Annotated in this window: 11 protein-coding genes; 6 read left to right on the plus strand and 5 right to left on the minus strand. The window is 62.4% G+C overall.

Annotated elements, in window-relative coordinates; translation table 11 throughout:
• Positions 1-7: 7 nt before the first annotated feature.
• Both BCL93_RS09595 and BCL93_RS09600 read right to left on the minus strand, forming a co-directional pair.
• Complete coding sequence (locus BCL93_RS09595) at positions 8-940, minus strand: DUF808 domain-containing protein (protein ID WP_112055061.1); 933 nt, start codon at positions 938-940, stop codon at positions 8-10.
• A gap of 4 nt (positions 941-944) precedes the next feature.
• Positions 945-2,765, minus strand: a complete 1,821-nt coding sequence (locus BCL93_RS09600) for a monovalent cation:proton antiporter-2 (CPA2) family protein (RefSeq protein ID WP_112055062.1) — start codon at positions 2,763-2,765, stop codon at positions 945-947.
• Between the two features lie 228 nt (positions 2,766-2,993).
• Between BCL93_RS09600 and BCL93_RS09605 the strand changes: the two genes are divergently transcribed.
• From BCL93_RS09605 to BCL93_RS09620, 4 genes are all read left to right on the plus strand, one after another.
• On the plus strand, positions 2,994-3,665 hold the full coding sequence (locus BCL93_RS09605) for a cupin domain-containing protein (protein ID WP_112055063.1): 672 nt from the start codon (positions 2,994-2,996) through the stop codon (positions 3,663-3,665).
• A gap of 168 nt (positions 3,666-3,833) precedes the next feature.
• On the plus strand, positions 3,834-4,109 hold the full coding sequence (locus BCL93_RS09610; protein WP_112055064.1) for a PepSY domain-containing protein: 276 nt from the start codon (positions 3,834-3,836) through the stop codon (positions 4,107-4,109).
• A 3-nt stretch (positions 4,110-4,112) separates the two neighbouring features.
• Positions 4,113-4,658 carry a cytochrome b/b6 domain-containing protein gene (locus BCL93_RS09615; protein ID WP_112055065.1) on the plus strand — a complete coding sequence of 182 codons (546 nt, stop codon included), beginning with the start codon at positions 4,113-4,115 and terminating at the stop codon, positions 4,656-4,658.
• 653 nt (positions 4,659-5,311) lie between these two features.
• The gene (locus tag BCL93_RS09620; RefSeq protein WP_181463074.1) at positions 5,312-7,771 is read left to right on the plus strand and encodes a putative bifunctional diguanylate cyclase/phosphodiesterase; all 2,460 of its coding nucleotides are present in this window, start codon (positions 5,312-5,314) and stop codon (positions 7,769-7,771) included.
• 112 nt (positions 7,772-7,883) lie between these two features.
• On the opposite strand, the gene BCL93_RS09625 is transcribed toward BCL93_RS09620, so the two are convergent.
• Both BCL93_RS09625 and BCL93_RS09630 read right to left on the minus strand, forming a co-directional pair.
• A complete protein-coding gene (locus tag BCL93_RS09625) occupies positions 7,884-9,134 on the minus strand; it encodes a ribonucleotide-diphosphate reductase subunit beta (protein ID WP_112055067.1) in 1,251 nt (416 codons plus the stop codon).
• 87 nt (positions 9,135-9,221) lie between these two features.
• On the minus strand, positions 9,222-12,128 hold the full coding sequence (locus BCL93_RS09630) for a ribonucleoside-diphosphate reductase subunit alpha (RefSeq protein WP_112055068.1): 2,907 nt from the start codon (positions 12,126-12,128) through the stop codon (positions 9,222-9,224).
• A 390-nt stretch (positions 12,129-12,518) separates the two neighbouring features.
• On the opposite strand from BCL93_RS09630, the gene BCL93_RS09635 reads away from it, so the two are divergent.
• Both BCL93_RS09635 and BCL93_RS09640 read left to right on the plus strand, forming a co-directional pair.
• Positions 12,519-13,265 carry a response regulator gene (locus BCL93_RS09635; protein ID WP_112055069.1) on the plus strand — a complete coding sequence of 249 codons (747 nt, stop codon included), beginning with the start codon at positions 12,519-12,521 and terminating at the stop codon, positions 13,263-13,265.
• Positions 13,265-14,914: an ATP-binding protein gene (locus BCL93_RS09640; RefSeq protein WP_112055070.1), complete on the plus strand. Its 1,650-nt coding sequence runs from the start codon at positions 13,265-13,267 to the stop codon at positions 14,912-14,914. Before BCL93_RS09635 ends, BCL93_RS09640 begins: the two co-directional genes overlap by 1 nt.
• On the opposite strand, the gene BCL93_RS09645 is transcribed toward BCL93_RS09640, so the two are convergent.
• Positions 14,901-15,815: a LysR family transcriptional regulator gene (locus BCL93_RS09645; RefSeq protein ID WP_112055071.1), complete on the minus strand. Its 915-nt coding sequence runs from the start codon at positions 15,813-15,815 to the stop codon at positions 14,901-14,903. The genes BCL93_RS09640 and BCL93_RS09645 overlap by 14 nt on opposite strands.
• Positions 15,816-15,878 lie beyond the last annotated feature (63 nt).

The following is a 15,878-nucleotide window of genomic DNA, read 5'->3' on the forward strand; positions in this document are numbered from 1 at the left end:
CCGGCGATCAGGCGCGGCGGCCGCGCAGGGCGGCGACCGCCTTGCCGATAGCGACCAGCACGGCGCCAGCGGCCAGGCCGATACCGGCATTGAGAGCGATACTGCTGAGCGGGCCCAGCACCGCGCCGGTGGTGGGCAGTTCGCCAGCGCGCTCTGCCAGCGCCTCGACGCCGTGATGCAGCATCGGCAGGCCGTGAACGAGGATGCCGCCGCCGACGATGAACATGGCGGCGGTGCCGACCACCGACAGCGTCTTCATCAGTATCGGCGCGGCGGCGAGCAGGCCGCGACCGGCGGCCTTTATCAGGCGCCCACCGCGCTGGCTCAGGTAGAGACCCAAGTCGTCGATTTTGACGATGGCGGCCACCAGCCCGTAGACGCCGGCGGTGATGACCACGGCAATGCCGGACACCACGATCACCTGCTGGACGAAGGGGGCGCCGGCCACGCTGCCCAGGGTGATGGCGATGATCTCTGCGGAGAGGATGAAGTCGGTGCGCACGGCGCCCTTGATCTTGTTGCGCTCGAAAGCCACCACGTCGGTCGCGGGATCAGCAAGCGCCTTGACGTGCTCGGCATGGGCCGCCGCGTCTTCGTCCTTATCGTGGCTTAGCACGTGGAGCAGTTTCTCGGCGCCCTCGAAGCACAAGAAGGCACCGCCGAGCATCAGCAGCGGCGTCACCAGCCAGGGGATCACGGCGCTGATCGCCAGTGCCGCCGGCACCAGAATCAGCTTGTTGCGCAGCGAGCCCTTGGCCACCGCCCACACCACCGGCAGCTCCCGGTCGGCTTTGACGCCGGTGACCTGCTGGGCGTTCAGCGCCAGGTCGTCGCCGAGTACGCCGGCGGTCTTCTTGGCCGCCACCTTGGTCATCAGCGACACGTCGTCGAGCAGGGTGGCGATGTCATCGATCAGCGTCAGTAAACTTGCACCAGCCATGGCGTCATCCTTGTGGGGGGCGTGAGAGGGGCGTCAGCGAGGTATCGATCTCCTCGTCGGCCTCGTAGAGTGCCTCGAGCTCGCGGGCGGCTTCCTGCACGGTCTGAATCTGTTTCTTCTCGTTGCCGAAGACCTCGAGCTGGCGGCGCAGCGCCTGCTCATCGTGGGGGCGGAAGGTGTCGATGGTGTGCTGGGCCTGATCGCGGGTGACGCCCAGTTCGATCAGCACCTCGCGGGTCAGCTCCAGGCTTGCCGGCAGCAGTTCGCGCACCAGGTGTTCGACGCCTGCCCGCATCAGCAGATGCGCATGATAGCGGTTGCGGGCCCGAGCATAGAGGCGCAGATGCGGGAACTGGCGCTGCACCTGGGCGACGATGCGCATCGAGGCCTCTGTGTCACCTACCGCCACCACCATCACCCGCGCCTTGTCAGCGCCGGCGGCCTCGAGCAGGTCGATGCGCGAGGCATCGCCATAGTAGACCTTGTTGCCGTAGCGGCGCACGAACTCGACCTGCTCGGCGTTGACGTCGAGTACCGTATAGGGAATCTTCAGGCCCTGTAGAGCGCGGCCCATGATCTGTCCGAAGCGGCCGAAGCCGGCGATGATGATCTGCGGCGAATCGTCCACCGGCTGATCGAAACTGGGCTTCTTGCGCTTGCCCTTGAACAGCGGACGAATGCCGCGCACATGGATCAGATACAGAAGCGGTGTGGTTGCCATCGACAGCGAGACCACCAGCACCAGCAGGTTGACCAGCTCGCGATCCAGCAGCGCGGCGCTGCCGGCCGCCGTGAGCAGCACGAAGCCGAATTCACCGCCCTGTGAGAGCAGCATGGCGAGCGTCGTGGCCTCCTTCCAGCCGGTGCCATAGAGCCTCGAGGCTGCCAGTACGGAGAGCCCTTTGGTCAGCAGCAGAGCCGCGGTCAGGCCAATGATGATCAGCGGCATGTCGGCGAGCAGGCCGATCTGAGCGGTCATGCCCACTGCCATGAAAAATAGCCCCAGCAGCAGGCCGCGGAACGGCTCGATATCGGCCTCGATATTGTGGCGGAATTCCGAGTCGGCCAGCAGCACCCCGGCGATGAAAGCACCCAGCGCCATCGACAGGCCGGCCAGTTCCATCAGCAATGCCGCACCGATCACCACCAGCAGTACGGTCCCCGAGAATACCTCGCGGCTTTCGGTGCCGGCGGCGAAGCGGAATAACGGGCGGAGCAGCAGCCGGCCGCCGATGATCAGCCCGGCGAAGGCGCCGAAGGCGACGGCCACCTCGGCGAGCAGCGGTGTGACGCCTTCGGCCAACAGCGAGCCGGCGCCTAGAATGGGAATCGCCGCCAGCACCGGGATCGCCGCCAGGTCCTGAAACAGCAGCAGCGAGAAGGCATTGCGGCCGTGGCGAGTCTGCAACTCGTGACGTTCTCCCAGCAGCTGCAGCACCAGCGGCGTTGAGCACAGCCCCAGGCTGAAGCCCACCACCAGAGCCGCCACCGGGGATAGGCCCAGCCCCCAGGCCGCCGCCGATAACCCCAGCGTAGTCATGGTCACCTGCAGGCCACCGAAGCGAAAAATCACCCGATGCATCAGCTTGAGTCGGGAGGGCTTGAGTTCCAGCCCGATCACGAACAGCAGGAAAACGATGCCCACCTGAGAAAACTGCAACACTGCGTCGGCGTCGGGCACCAGGGCCAACGCCGAAGGGCCGATCACGACCCCGGCGGCCAGATAGCCGAGCACTTCGCCGAGCCCAAGGCGCTTGAACAGCGGCACGATGAGCACCGCCGCGGCGAGAAAGATCAGCACGTTGATCAATAGCGCAATGGCCACCTTCGTCTCCCTGTTATATGTGTGGAGGCACTTTCTAGACTCCCTTAGAGGATGATTCTACACGACCCGACAACATGGGCCGGGCGCGTCTTGCGCCAGACCGGGCGAAGGCGCACGCTTCATGCCCGCATTCCCCTTGTGGCACATGCTTGTGGCACGTCTCCTTTGCACATTTCGTTTCTTTTGCACGCCTTCGTTGCTTACGTTTCGCCGACCGGATGTCTTGTCATGCAGCTCAACGCCGATTTCTCGAAGAAAGTCGTGATCACCCCCGAGGACTATCGGTGGGTTCCCTCGCCGACCCCAGGCGTCGAGCGGATGATGCTCGATCGCATTGGCGATGAGGTCGCCAGGGCTACCTCGCTAGTGCGCTATGCCCCCAACAGCCACTTTCCGACCCACGAGCATGGCGGCGGCGAAGAAATTTTGGTGCTGGAAGGTGAGTTCGGCGATGAACATGGCCGCTATCCTGCCGGCTATTACCTGCGCAATCCCATCGGTACTCACCATGCGCCGCGAGTGGGGGCTGACGGAGCTACCATCCTGGTCAAGCTGCATCAGTTCGCCGCCGATGACAGGGCCCATTTCGCCTTCGATACCCGGGCGGCCAGCTGGTATCCCGGCCAGGTCGAGGGCCTTGAGGTGCTCCCGCTGCACGACATCGGCGGCGAGCATGTGGCACTGGTGAAGTGGGCACCCCATACCCGTTTTGCCGGCCATTCCCACTGGGGCGGCGAGGAGATTTTCGTGATCGAGGGCTGCTTCCATGACGAACACGGTGCCTATCCGGCAGGCAGCTGGCTGCGAAGTCCTCACCTGAGTCGCCATGCGCCCTTCACCGAGGAAGAGGGGGCGCTGATCTACGTCAAGGTCGGGCATCTGCCGAGCGAGCAGCGCTGAGCCCAGCGATGGGTTTTTACGTCAGGTCTTTTTCGTGTTGCTGATTCGCCGCCCCTTCTTCCTGCGAAACGTCTCGTCGCCGCTAAGGTTGCCTTAAGTCACAGGGAGGAGAGTGGGTGATGCCACCTGAGTGGCACTCATTCTGAGATCGTACGAGGAGGAAAGACGATGACTCACCTCAAACCCGTGACGCTGCTGCTGTCGATGATCGCCATGGCCGGTGCTGCTACCGCCCAGGCCAGCGACCGCTGCGATGTGCCCGAAGATCAGTGGCAGCCCCAGCAGGCGCTCGAGCAGCAACTCACTGACCAGGGCTGGACGATCAAGAACATCAAGGTCGATAGCGGCTGCTACGAGGCCTATGCCATCGACGCAGACGGCAAGCGTCGGGAAGTGTATTTCGATCCCCAGTCTCTCGAGCCCGTCTCCGAGGATGAGGACTGAGTCATGGCCAAGCCGTCATCAGTAAAGGTCTGGGACCTCTGGTTGCGGCTGTTCCACTGGGGGCTGGTGGCTGCCTTTGCCACTGCCTGGTTCAGCGCCGACGAGTGGGGCAGTCTGCACCATTGGGCGGGCTATACCGTGGCGGGCCTGCTGGCCTGGCGCTGCCTGTGGGGTATCGTCGGCCCACAGCGGGCGCGCTTTACCAGTTTCGTACGCTCCCCGTTTGCGGTCTTTGCCCACCTGCGCGAGATGCTGTCGGGCAAGGAAACGCGCTATCTGGGACACAATCCGGCCGGCGCGGCGATGATCATCGCCTTGCTGATAGGGCTCGCGGTGCTGACCTGCTCCGGCTGGCTGTCGACGACCGACCGTTTCTGGGGCGTGGATTGGGTGCAGCAGCTTCACGTGCTGGCAGGCAATCTGGTGCTTACGCTGGTGGGATTGCACCTGCTGGGGGTAATCGCTTCCAGTTGGCTATCGAGGGAAAACCTCATGCGTGCCATGGTCACCGGCAGGAAGCGTCCGCCGACGGGCAACGATCAACTCTGAGGTAGCGAGAGGCGTACTACTCAGAAAGGCAGGCCAACGGCCTGCCTTTTTCATGTCTGTTTTGTCTGCCTGGTGGTCGTGCTTGGCCAAAAACAGCGCCTAGCCTATTAACGGGGCAGTGTCGCTTGGCACTGTTGTATGGAAGCTGACTAATTTTATGGGAAGCGGCTAATATTTCGATACACCGGGAGGTACTATATCATTACGTTCCATTAACAATAATTAACCACCTTCCTCGGCTTTCGGTTATGCCGACACGCCTCTCACTCAAGGTGCGCTCCAGATTCGGTTGCTGGATTCGCTAAGAAAGACTCGACAGCAACAGCAGTCCGCTGGATTACCTAGGTCACATTCAAATGGATTTGAATAATCGAGCGTTGATGCGCCAGGCGGGCCTGTTGGTCCTGCTGATCACCAGTCTTATTCTTGCTCTGATCAACATCCTGGTGGTGCTTCTTCCTCAAACGGCTCTACCTCATACGATCACGATCCTGCCTCATATACCAATGCCGCCTTGGCGGATGGCTTCACCATTAGTCAGCGTCCTGTTGCTATTGCTGACACTTGGCCTGATGGGGATCGTTTATCATCATGGGCGCTGGCGTGCGGCGCTACACTCGCGCCTATCGCGAAGGGGTGGATGGCTTGCGGTCATGTTGGGCGGCCTGTCGTTGACGCTATGGCTGTGGCCCGCCGATAGCGACGCCTCGTCGGTCCTCTTCACGCCCCTTACCCTGGTCTCAAGTCTTGAAGTGATGCTACTGGGGGCGGCGCTGCTGCTGAGTGCTCCGGTTCAAGGAGAGCTGTTGCCTCCGCTTTCGCGCACGATCCTCATCATCGCCGCTCTGGGTATCACTCTGAGCATAATGGTCTGGTGGCTGGTCAGTGGGGTGCTGCCTCGGGAGCTGCCAGAGCGGGCTGAGACGCTGGTCGGCAGCCTGGGGCTGGGCGCCGGGCTGATGGGCATCGGTCTTACGCATCAGCTGATCGTCAGCTTGTCGCTGATGTCCATTCGCTCGTCGCAGACGCGAGAGCTCTATATCAGCGAGCAGCGCTTTCGTTCGCTGTTCACTCAAAACCCCGATGCGGTGATGTCGATAGACCTTGATGGCGTTCATCGCAGCATCAATCCGGCGGCAGAGGCCGTCATTGGCATCGATGCCACGGCGCTTCTGGGGCGTTCTCTCGAGCAGGTGCTGACGCCTGAGGCCGTGGGCCGTCAGGCACTCAAGCGTGTGGTAGCGGCCTTCGAAGCTGTGAAGGGCGGCCAGATTCAGCAGTATGAGCTGCAATTTACGCCGCCGGGCCAGGCGCCCAAGGGTCTCGATGTGAGACTGCTGCCGATCATGGTGGATGATCGGGTTCAGGGCGTGTATGGCATCGTCGAAGACATTACACAGCGCCAGCGTGACATGGAGCGCCTGAATGTGCTCGAGCGCAGTATCGAGGCCAGCAGCAATGCCGTGATCATCACCGATGCTACCCAGCCAGAGCACCCGGTCATCTACGTTAATCCTGCCTTTACTCGCATCACTGGCTATCGCGACGATCAGGTATTAGGGCGTAGCGGCCGCTTCCTCGAGGGCCCGGAGACCGATCCCATGCAGGCTGCACGGATACAGGCCTCTCTCGATCAGGGGCAGGAGTTGGCACTCACCGTGCTGAACTACCGCTCCGATGGCACGCCGTTCTGGAATCAGCTGTTCATTTCTCCGGTACGTGATGCCCAAGGTCGAGCTACGCACTTCGTCGGCATCATGAATGACATCACCGAACGCAAGGATCAGGAAGCGAGGTTGGCCTACCATGCTAGCCACGATGCCCTGACCGGGCTCCCCAATCGAGCATTGCTCAACGACCGGCTTCAACAAGGTCTAGCACTGGCTCGCCGACACGGCTATGTGCTGGCAGTACTGTTCATCGATCTTGATGAGTTCAAGCCGATCAACGATACCCTCGGGCATGAGGTCGGCGATCAGCTCCTGATCAGCGTGACGCGCTGTCTGGGCCGGGGGCTAAGGCCCAGCGACACGCTGGCTCGGTTGGGGGGAGACGAATTCGTGCTGGTGTTGCCGGATCTGCAAGAGAGCCGCGAGGCCAGCGAGGTGGCCAGTCGGTTATTGCATGAGCTCGTGGCCCCACATCGAGTGGGCGGTCACGAGCTGTACCTCTCAGCGAGCATCGGTATCGCCATCAGTCATGCGAACAGTGACGCCACAAGTGATGAACAGGACGGCAAGCTTATTCAGCAGGCCGACATGGCCATGTATGAGGCCAAACAGAAGGGGCGTAATACCTACCATCAGTTCAGTGCCGATCTCGACAGCCGTCTGTCTCAGCGGCTAACTCTGCGCAATGAGCTTCAGGAAGCGATCACTCAGGAGCGTCTGACCCTGCATTATCAGCCGCTGCTGGACGCTGATGGCCGACTGGACGGGCTCGAAGCGCTGGTGCGTTGGCAGCACCCCACCAAGGGGGCCATTCCGCCCTGTGATTTCATCCCCCTTGCCGAAGAGACCGGACAGATCATTGTCCTGAACCAGTGGGTGATGGCACGCGCCTGCCGTGATGTTAAGGAGCTGCTGGCGCGTGGGCTATTCAATGGACGGGTGTCCATCAATCTGTCGCCGCTGGAGTTTCACCGCGCCAATTTTCTGGCTGGCCTCAAGCAGACGCTAGAGGCGGCCGGACTCTCCCCCGAGCATCTGGAGCTTGAACTCACCGAGGGCATCCTTATGCGAAGCACCGACAGTGCCATCGAGCGAATGAATGAGCTGCAAGACCTCGGTGTGACCACCGCCATCGATGACTTCGGAACCGGTTTCTCGAGCCTGAGCTATCTTCGCTACCTGCCCATCAAGAAGATCAAGGTCGATCGAAGCTTCGTCAGTAATGTGAGCCACAACACCAAGGATGCTGCCATCTGCAAAGGGATCATCACTCTGGCCAAGGAGCTGGAACTCAAGGTGGTCGCCGAAGGGGTGGAGACCCAGGCCCAGCTCGATTATCTGAAAGAGCAGCGCTGCGATCTCTACCAGGGCTATCTCCTGGCCAGACCCATGCCGCTTGAGCGCCTGATGCCCTGGCTGAGCGAGCGCACGGGCTCGGCCTGAGTCGCCGCGTGGCATATCACGTCCGCGCAAGAGCCTGGTATCCAGGCAAAAAAACACCCGCCGAGTGGCGGGTGTTTGTGGAAGCAGGCGTTACGCCATCCTTGTGGTGAGCTCAGTCCCAGCTCAGCGCGCCGCCGACCTGATACTCGGTCACGCGGGTCTCGAAGAAGTTCTTCTCCTTGCGCAGATCGATGATCTCACTCATCCACGGGAAGGGGTTCTTGGCGCCCGGGAACTGCTCCTTGAGGCCGATCTGCGCCAGACGACGGTTGCAGATGAAGTGCAGGTATTCCTCCATGATCGCCGCGTTCATGCCCAACACGCCGCGGGGCATGGTGTCACGGGCATAGGCGATCTCGAGCTCGGTGCCCTGCAGGATCATCTGGGTGACCTCGTCCTGGAACTCCGGCGTCCACAGGTGCGGGTTCTCGATCTTGATCTGGTTGATCATGTCGACGCCGAAGTTCAGGTGCATGGACTCGTCGCGCAGGATGTACTGGAACTGCTCGGCGACGCCGGTCATCTTGTTGCGCCGGCCCATGGACAGGATCTGGCTGAAGCCGCAGTAGAAGAAGATGCCTTCGGTCACGCAGTAGAAGGCGATCAGGTTGCGCAGCAGCTCCTGGTCAGTCTCCGGAGTACCGGTCTGGAAGTCTGGACGCGACAGCGACTGGGTGTGCTTGAGGCTCCAGGCTGACTTGGCGGCAACCGAAGGCACCTCGCGGTACATGTTGAAGACTTCGCCTTCGTCCATGCCCAGCGACTCCACGCAATACTGGTAGGCGTGGGTGTGGATCGCTTCTTCGAAGGCCTGGCGCAGCAGGTACTGGCGGCATTCGGGGTTGGTGATCAGGCGATATACGGCCAGCACCAGGTTATTGGCAACCAGGGAATCGGCGGTGGAGAAGTAGCCGAGTGAACGCTCGACGATGCGACGCTCGTCGGCGGTGAGGCCGTCCGCGCTCTTCCACAGCGCGATGTCGGCGTTCATGTTCACTTCCTGGGGCATCCAGTGGTTGGCGCTGCCATCCAGGTACTTCTGCCAGGCCCACTCGTACTTGAAGGGCACCAGCTGGTTGAGGTCGGCGCGGGCGTTGATCATGCGCTTCTGGTCGACCTCGATACGCTTGGCGCCCATCTCGAGTTCCTCGAGGCCGGCGGCCACGTCGAGTTCTTCGAGGGACTGCTTGGCGCGGGCCTGGCGGTCCTGATCGGCGGTCTGGTATTGACCGGCGCTTTCCGCGACTGCCTCAGGAGTGGGCTCGGGCGCTGCGGCCGGGGCGGGTTTGGCCTCGGCAGGCTTGTCGGCGACCGCGGTATCGTCGTCAATCGTGTCTTCGTGAAACTCGTCCCAGTTCAGCATGTCGTCTTCCTCGATGTGTCGTGGGGCCGGAAGGCGCCTTCGGGGCCTTCCGGTCTTGAAAGTGAATCAGCGCTTGGCGTCGCGCCGTTACTGGCAGGCCTCGCAGCCCAGCTCATCGATATCGCCGGCCGAGGGCGCGCGCGAACCGCTGCCGCTCTTGCCGCTCAGGAAGTCCTCGATGCCGCGGGCTTCCGGCTTGGCTTCCGGCGCCGGGGCTGCCTCAGGCTTGGGCGACGGCTCGCTGCCGTTGCCGACGGCGTTGAGGTTGCCGCGATCAACGGTGGACTTCTCGACCGAGGTGGCGCCCAGCGCACGCAGGTAGTAGGTGGTCTTGAGACCGCGGAACCAGGCCATGCGATAGGTCACGTCGAGCTTCTTGCCGGACACGCCCTGAATGTAGAGGTTCAGCGACTGTGCCTGGTCGATCCACTTCTGGCGACGCGAGGCGGCTTCCACCAGCCACTTGGGTTCGACCTCGAAGGCGGTGGCGTACTTGGCCTTGAGATCGTCCGGTACGCGGTCGATCGGCTGCACGCTGCCGTCGTAGTACTTGAGGTCGTTGATCATCACCTCGTCCCACAGGTCACGCTCCTTGAGGTCGTTGACCATGTAGGAGTTGACCACTGTGAACTCGCCGGACAGGTTCGATTTCACGAACAGGTTCTGATACGTCGGCTCGATCGACTGCGACACGCCGCAGATGTTGGAGATGGTCGCGGTCGGGGCGATGGCCATGACATTGGAGTTGCGCATGCCCTGATCGGCCAGCTTCTCGCGCAGCTGATCCCAGTTCTGGGTCTGTGAGGTGTCGACCTCGATGTACTTCTCGCCGCGCTCGGCCTTGAGCTTCTCGATGGAATCGATCGGCAGGATGCCCTGGCTCCACAGCGAGCCCTCGTAGCTCTGGTACTGCCCGCGCTCGGCGGCCAGATCCGAGGAAGCCTCGATGGCGTGATAGCTGACCAGCTCCATGGAACGGTCGGCGAAGTCGACGGCTTGCTCGGAGGCGTAGGCGATGCCGTGGGCATACAGGGCGTCCTGGAAGCCCATGATGCCGAGCCCCACCGGGCGGTGCTTGAAGTTCGAGTTCTTGGCCTGCGGCACGGCGTAGTAGTTGATGTCGATGACGTTATCGAGCATCCGAACGGCGGTGCGCACGGTCTTCTTCAGCTTCTCGTCGTCGAGCTCGCCGTCGGTCATGTGCTGCGCGAGGTTGACCGAGCCCAGGTTGCACACCGCGATCTCATCGACGCTGGTGTTCAGGGTGATCTCGGTGCACAGGTTGGAGCTGTGAACCACGCCGGCATGCTGCTGCGGGCTGCGCAGGTTGCAGGGATCCTTGAAGGTGATCCACGGGTGGCCTGTCTCGAACAGCATCGACAGCATCTTGCGCCACAGGTCCTTGGCCTTGACCCGCTTGAAGAGCTTGAGCTGACCGTTACGGGTCATCTCTTCGTATTCCTGGTAGCGCTTCTCGAAGGCCGCGCCGTAGAGGTCGTGCAGGTCCGGGCAGGTGGCCGGCGAGAACAGCGTCCACTCCTGGTCGTCGAAGACCCGCTTCATGAACAGGTCCGGCACCCAGTTGGCGGTGTTCATGTCATGGGTGCGGCGACGGTCGTCACCGGTGTTCTTGCGCAGCTCGAGGAATTCCTCGACGTCCAGGTGCCAGGACTCGAGGTAGGCACAGACCGCGCCCTTGCGCTTGCCGCCCTGGTTGACAGCCACGGCGGTGTCGTTGACCACCTTGAGGAAGGGCACGACGCCCTGAGACTTGCCGTTGGTGCCCTTGATGTAGGAGCCCAGCGCGCGCACCGGCGTCCAGTCGTTGCCAAGGCCGCCGGCCCACTTGGAGAGCATGGCGTTGTCGCGGATCGCGCTGTAGATGCCGTCGAGGTTGTCGGGCACGGTGGTCAGGTAGCAGCTGGAGAGCTGGCTGCGCTGAGTGCCTGAGTTGAACAGAGTCGGCGTGGAGGCCATGTAGTCGAAGCTCGACAGCAGCTCGTAGAACTCGATGGCGCGCGCTTCGCGGTCGTCTTCGTTGAGCGAAAGGCCCATGGCGACGCGCATGAACATCACCTGGGGCAGCTCGTAGCGCACCTCATCGCGGTGAATGAAGTAGCGATCGTAGAGGGTCTGCAGGCCCAGGTAGGTGAAGGCGTTGTCGCGGGTATGGTCGAGCGCCGCGGCCAGGCGCTCCAGGTCGAACTCGGCCAGCGCTTCGTCGAGCTGTTCGAATTCGATGCCTTTCTCGATGTAGGCCTTGAAGGCCGGCGCATAGAGCTCGGCCATGTCGCTGTAGGTGGCTTCCTCGGCCACGCCCAGGAAGGACAGCGCCTCGCGGCGGATGTTGTCCTGCAGCAGGCGAGCGGTGACGTAGGTGTAGCTCGGGTCCTTCTCGACCAGGGTGCGCGCGGTCATGGTCAGCGCCTGGGAGACACCGTCGCTGCTCACCCCGTCATAGAGGTTACGCACCGAGTCGTCGACGATCTTCTGCGGCTCGGTATTGGGTAGATCCGAGCAGGCCTCATAGACCAGGGTCTCGATGCGGCCCAGGTCCAGCGGACGCAAGGTGCCATCGGGCAGGGTCACATTGAGGCTGGGGTGGGGCTTCTGGATATCATCGCCGGCAGCGGCGCGCGCCCGGGCATGCTCCTCGCGATAGAGCACGTAGGCGCGGGCGACCTTTTGCTCGCCGGCGCGCATCAGCGCCAGTTCGACCTGGTCCTGGATATCTTCGATGTGCAGGGTGCCGCCATCCGGCATGCGACGCAGGAAGGCCTCGCAGATGGCGTCTGAGGCCTGGGTGACGAAATCGCGGATGCGCGAGGAGGCCTCGGCGTTGTCGCCTTCCACGGCGATGAACGCCTTGGACATGGCGACGGCGATCTTGCTGGCATCGAAGGGTGCAACATCGCCGTTGCGCTTGATCACCCGCAGTTGCTGTGGGGCGGTCACGTTGACGGACGAGTTGCCGGGGGAAAGCGTAGTATCCATGGCGCCGTGTCTTCCTAGCGGTGATTGATGGATGAGCGGAGCCCAGGACGTTGAACGGATGGTCTGGTCAACGATTATATCTGGGCGAAACCGGGGGCCGCGCTGCTTGGACAGCGTGGTTTGACAGTCGTGCTCTGAATTGCTAGGAGCACACTATCTTGTGTCGTTTCTGATATGCAGCACAAGATAGTGTGCTCGAGAGCTTTCATCAAGTGGATAACCTGTGGGTATCTTGTGCCTGACTTGGGGGTGAGAAAGCGACCGCGTGGAGTCCGCATCCTAGAGCGGTTGATGACTTTTATATCAGGCGCACCTCATAGTCTAATGAGTCTCAATGACAGCCAAAACAGCATCTGCTGGGGTATCATGCAGACTGGTATATGCTATCCAATGACAATTGCAGTAACTGGACGTCAACGAGGAGCGAGCGAGAGCGTGCTAAGCAATGACCACGATCATGTCCTGATCATCGAGGACGACGAGCGACTCGCGGAGCTCACGCGAGACTATCTCGAGGCCAATGGCTTCACTGTGACGGTAGAGGCTGATGGAGCCAAGGGGGTCGAAAAGATCGTCGAATTGCAGCCGGATCTGGTGATCCTCGATCTGATGCTGCCAGGTGAAGACGGCCTGTCGATCTGTCGCCGGGCGCGGCCAGACTACGATGGTCCGATTTTGATGCTGACCGCCCGCACCGATGACATGGATCAGGTGCTGGGGCTGGAGATGGGCGCCGATGACTACGTGCCCAAGCCCGTGCAGCCAAGGGTACTGCTGGCGCGTATGCGGGCACTGATGCGCCGCGCCGATGTCAGCATACCGACCGGCGAAGGGCGGCTGACCTTTAGTAACCTGGAAATCGATAGTGCCACGCGCGAGGCCTGGCTCGAGGGCGAGCGCATCGATCTGACCAGCGCCGAGTTCGATTTGCTGTGGCTGTTGGCCAGCAATGCCGGCCGGGTGCTGACCCGGGAGGAGATCTTCTCGCAGCTGCGCGGCATTAAGTATGACGGCCAGGATCGTTCCATTGACGTTAGAGTGTCGCGCATTCGGCCCAAGGTCGGGGACGACCCCAACCAACCACACCGCATCAAGACCGTCCGCAGCAAGGGTTACCTGTTCGTCAAGGATAGTTGATGGTGCTTTCTCGCCTGTTGCCACGGCCACTGGCCGACAGCGCCTTCCTTCGGGTCTATGTATGGTTGGCGCTGGCACTGGTGCTGACCTTTGTTCTTGCCCTGTCGACCTTTGCCCTGGTCGACAAGGTCCGCCATGATCACTACCGCGAGCAGCTGGCAGAAGCCCCGATGACGTTGCTTTCGCTCCAGCTGGCTGCTCTGCCGCTGTCTCGCCGTGATGCCTGGCTGGCCCGCAAGAGCGAGCAGCTGTCGATGACGTTGAGCCTGCATGATCGTCGCAATTACCCGCTCAACTTCTTTCAGCGCACCAGCCTCGAAAGTGGCCGTACCCTGGTGGATGAGGTCGATGAGGCCGAGGGCCAAGGCTGGAAACTGTTTCGCCAACTGCCTGGTGAGACCTGGATGCTGCGTGCCGAGCTCAAGAGTCTCTCTGAACAGCAGTTGCTGGGCCTTGCTCGCCAGCTCGGGGAGTGGCTGGCCGAGGTCGACGGCGAGGCGCGTCTCGAGCGTCTCGAGCGCCTCAAGAGCCCGGTGATCCAGGCGCAACTTACCGATACTCCACCCGAAGACCTACCCCCAACCCAGATTGCCCGCCTGCGCGATACCGAGGTGGTCATTCAACTGCTGCCCCAGCGCTGGGCGATGACGCTGTATCTGCGCCTGCCCGCGGCTGGCGGCGGTATCCAGTGGGTCGAGGTAGGGCCGCTGGCGGCTTTCGAGCCCATGTCGCTGTCGCTGTCACTATCGTTGCTGGTCGCCATGCTGGGCGTGCTGGCAGGGATCATCTACATGATCGTGCGGGGCGTGGAATCGCGAATGGCGCGCCTCGAACAAGCCGCCACGCGGATCGCCTGTGGCCACCTAAACACCCGGGTCAAGGTCGAGAGCGGCGACTTCCTGGGGCGGGTCGGCATGGCCTTCAACGGCATGGCCTCCCAGGTGCAGGCGCTTTTGAGGGCGCAGCAGGAAATGATTCGCGCGGTGTCACATGAATTGCGCACTCCGGTGGCGCGGATCCGTTTCGCTGTACAAATGGTCGAGGACATGACCGACAGCGGGCCAGTTCGGCGTCAACTCTCTGGCATCGACGGCGACATCGAGGAACTCGACGGCCTGATCGATGAGATCCTCACCTACGCCAAGCTTGGCAATGATCATGCCCAGGGTGTGCTGCAGGAAGCGGAGCTGGTCGATTGCCGGGATCTTGCCGACAACGTGGTCGAAGCACTGGCGCCGCTGCATGCCAAGCTCTCGCTACAGGTGACGCCCGGGCCCTCTGTCGAGGTGGTGGCAGACCCCCGCTATCTGCAACGGGCGCTGCAGAATCTGGTGGCCAACGCCTGTCGGCATGCCGCCGGCCAGGTCAGGTTGACCCTCAGTGACGATGGTCAGGTGGCGCGGTTGGACGTCGAGGATGACGGACCGGGCGTGCCGGTCGCCGAGCGCGAGGAGATCTTCAAGCCCTTCGCCCGGCTCGACGACAGCCGTACCCGGCGCTCCGGTGGCTATGGCCTGGGTCTGTCGATCGTCCACAAGGTGATGCTCTGGCACGGTGGCAGCGTGATGGTCGACGATAGTTCTCGTCTCGGCGGCGCGCGCTTCAGCCTGTTGCTGCCCCTCAAGCAGGCCGGCGTCACGCCGGCTTGATGCCCTCCAGCACCGCGAACGAGGTCTCGCGCGCGGTGCGCAGAAAGTCCTCCATCCAGGGGGCATCGCGGCTGTCCTCGCGGATGGCCGCGAACAGCGTGCTCCACATGCCCTGTTCGCCCAGCGCCACGCCGCGCACATAGTCCCGCTCCAGGTATTCCGTCAGCGCCCAACTGGGTAGCGCACAGACGCCGCGTCCACTGGCCACCAGCTGCATCATCATGATGGTCAGCTCGGCGGTGCGTATTTCCTGGGGGCGGACCCCGGCCGGATCGAGAAACTGAGTGAAGACATCCAGCCGCGCGTGCTCCACCGGATAGGTGATCAGGGTCTCGTCGGCCAGCTCATCGGGTCCGATCCAGGCCTTGCCGGCCAGGCGGTGCTGTTTGGCCACTGCCAGTAACCCCTCGTAGCGAAACAGCGGCTCGTAGTGCACTCCGGGCAGCGGCTGAGGGTCGGCGGTGATCACCAGGTCGAGCTGTTCCCGGGCCAGCGCCGGCAGCGGGTCGAAGTTGTGGCCGCTGGGGATATCGACCTCGACCTCGGGCCAGTGATCGCGGAAATAGTCGATGGTGGGCATCAGCCACTGGAAGCAGCTGTGGCATTCGATGGCCATGTGCAGCCGGCCTCGTTCGTCGCCAGCGAGCCTCGCCAGGTCCCGTTCGGCCATGCGCACCTCGGGCAGGATCTGTTCGGCCAGCGCCAGCAGGCGCTGGCCGGCGCGGGTGAACTCCACCGGCCGGGTCTTGCGCAGGAACAGCGAGTTGCCCAGGCGCTCCTCGAGATCCTTGAGCTGATGGGACAGGGCGGACTGGGTCAGGTGGACGCGCTCGGCGGCTTCCACCAGCGAGCCGGCATCACGCAGGGCAATCAGGGTACGGAGGTGACGGAGTTCCAGCATGTGGGTGAGCGCTTTTCATGTTGTAGATTAGATAATTTAGTTTGATTCACTCTCGGCGGCCAG

The sequence above is a fragment of the Onishia taeanensis genome, assembly GCF_003268885.1.
In the GTDB taxonomy this organism is placed as follows: domain Bacteria; phylum Pseudomonadota; class Gammaproteobacteria; order Pseudomonadales; family Halomonadaceae; genus Onishia; species Onishia taeanensis_A.

What these genes read in the sequence shown, in the direction of transcription:
- BCL93_RS09610 (WP_112055064.1), top strand. Translation starts at nt 3,834, where the DNA reads ATGACTCACCTCAAACCCGTGACGCTGCTGCTGTCGATGATCGCCATG.
- BCL93_RS09645 (WP_112055071.1), bottom strand. Translation starts at nt 15,815, where the DNA reads ATGCTGGAACTCCGTCACCTCCGTACCCTGATTGCCCTGCGTGATGCC.
- BCL93_RS09640 (WP_112055070.1), top strand. Translation starts at nt 13,265, where the DNA reads ATGGTGCTTTCTCGCCTGTTGCCACGGCCACTGGCCGACAGCGCCTTC.
- BCL93_RS09620 (WP_181463074.1), top strand. Translation starts at nt 5,312, where the DNA reads ATGTTGGGCGGCCTGTCGTTGACGCTATGGCTGTGGCCCGCCGATAGC.
- BCL93_RS09630 (WP_112055068.1), bottom strand. Translation starts at nt 12,128, where the DNA reads ATGGATACTACGCTTTCCCCCGGCAACTCGTCCGTCAACGTGACCGCC.
- BCL93_RS09605 (WP_112055063.1), top strand. Translation starts at nt 2,994, where the DNA reads ATGCAGCTCAACGCCGATTTCTCGAAGAAAGTCGTGATCACCCCCGAG.
- BCL93_RS09595 (WP_112055061.1), bottom strand. Translation starts at nt 940, where the DNA reads ATGGCTGGTGCAAGTTTACTGACGCTGATCGATGACATCGCCACCCTG.
- BCL93_RS09625 (WP_112055067.1), bottom strand. Translation starts at nt 9,134, where the DNA reads ATGCTGAACTGGGACGAGTTTCACGAAGACACGATTGACGACGATACC.
- BCL93_RS09635 (WP_112055069.1), top strand. Translation starts at nt 12,519, where the DNA reads ATGACAATTGCAGTAACTGGACGTCAACGAGGAGCGAGCGAGAGCGTG.
- BCL93_RS09615 (WP_112055065.1), top strand. Translation starts at nt 4,113, where the DNA reads ATGGCCAAGCCGTCATCAGTAAAGGTCTGGGACCTCTGGTTGCGGCTG.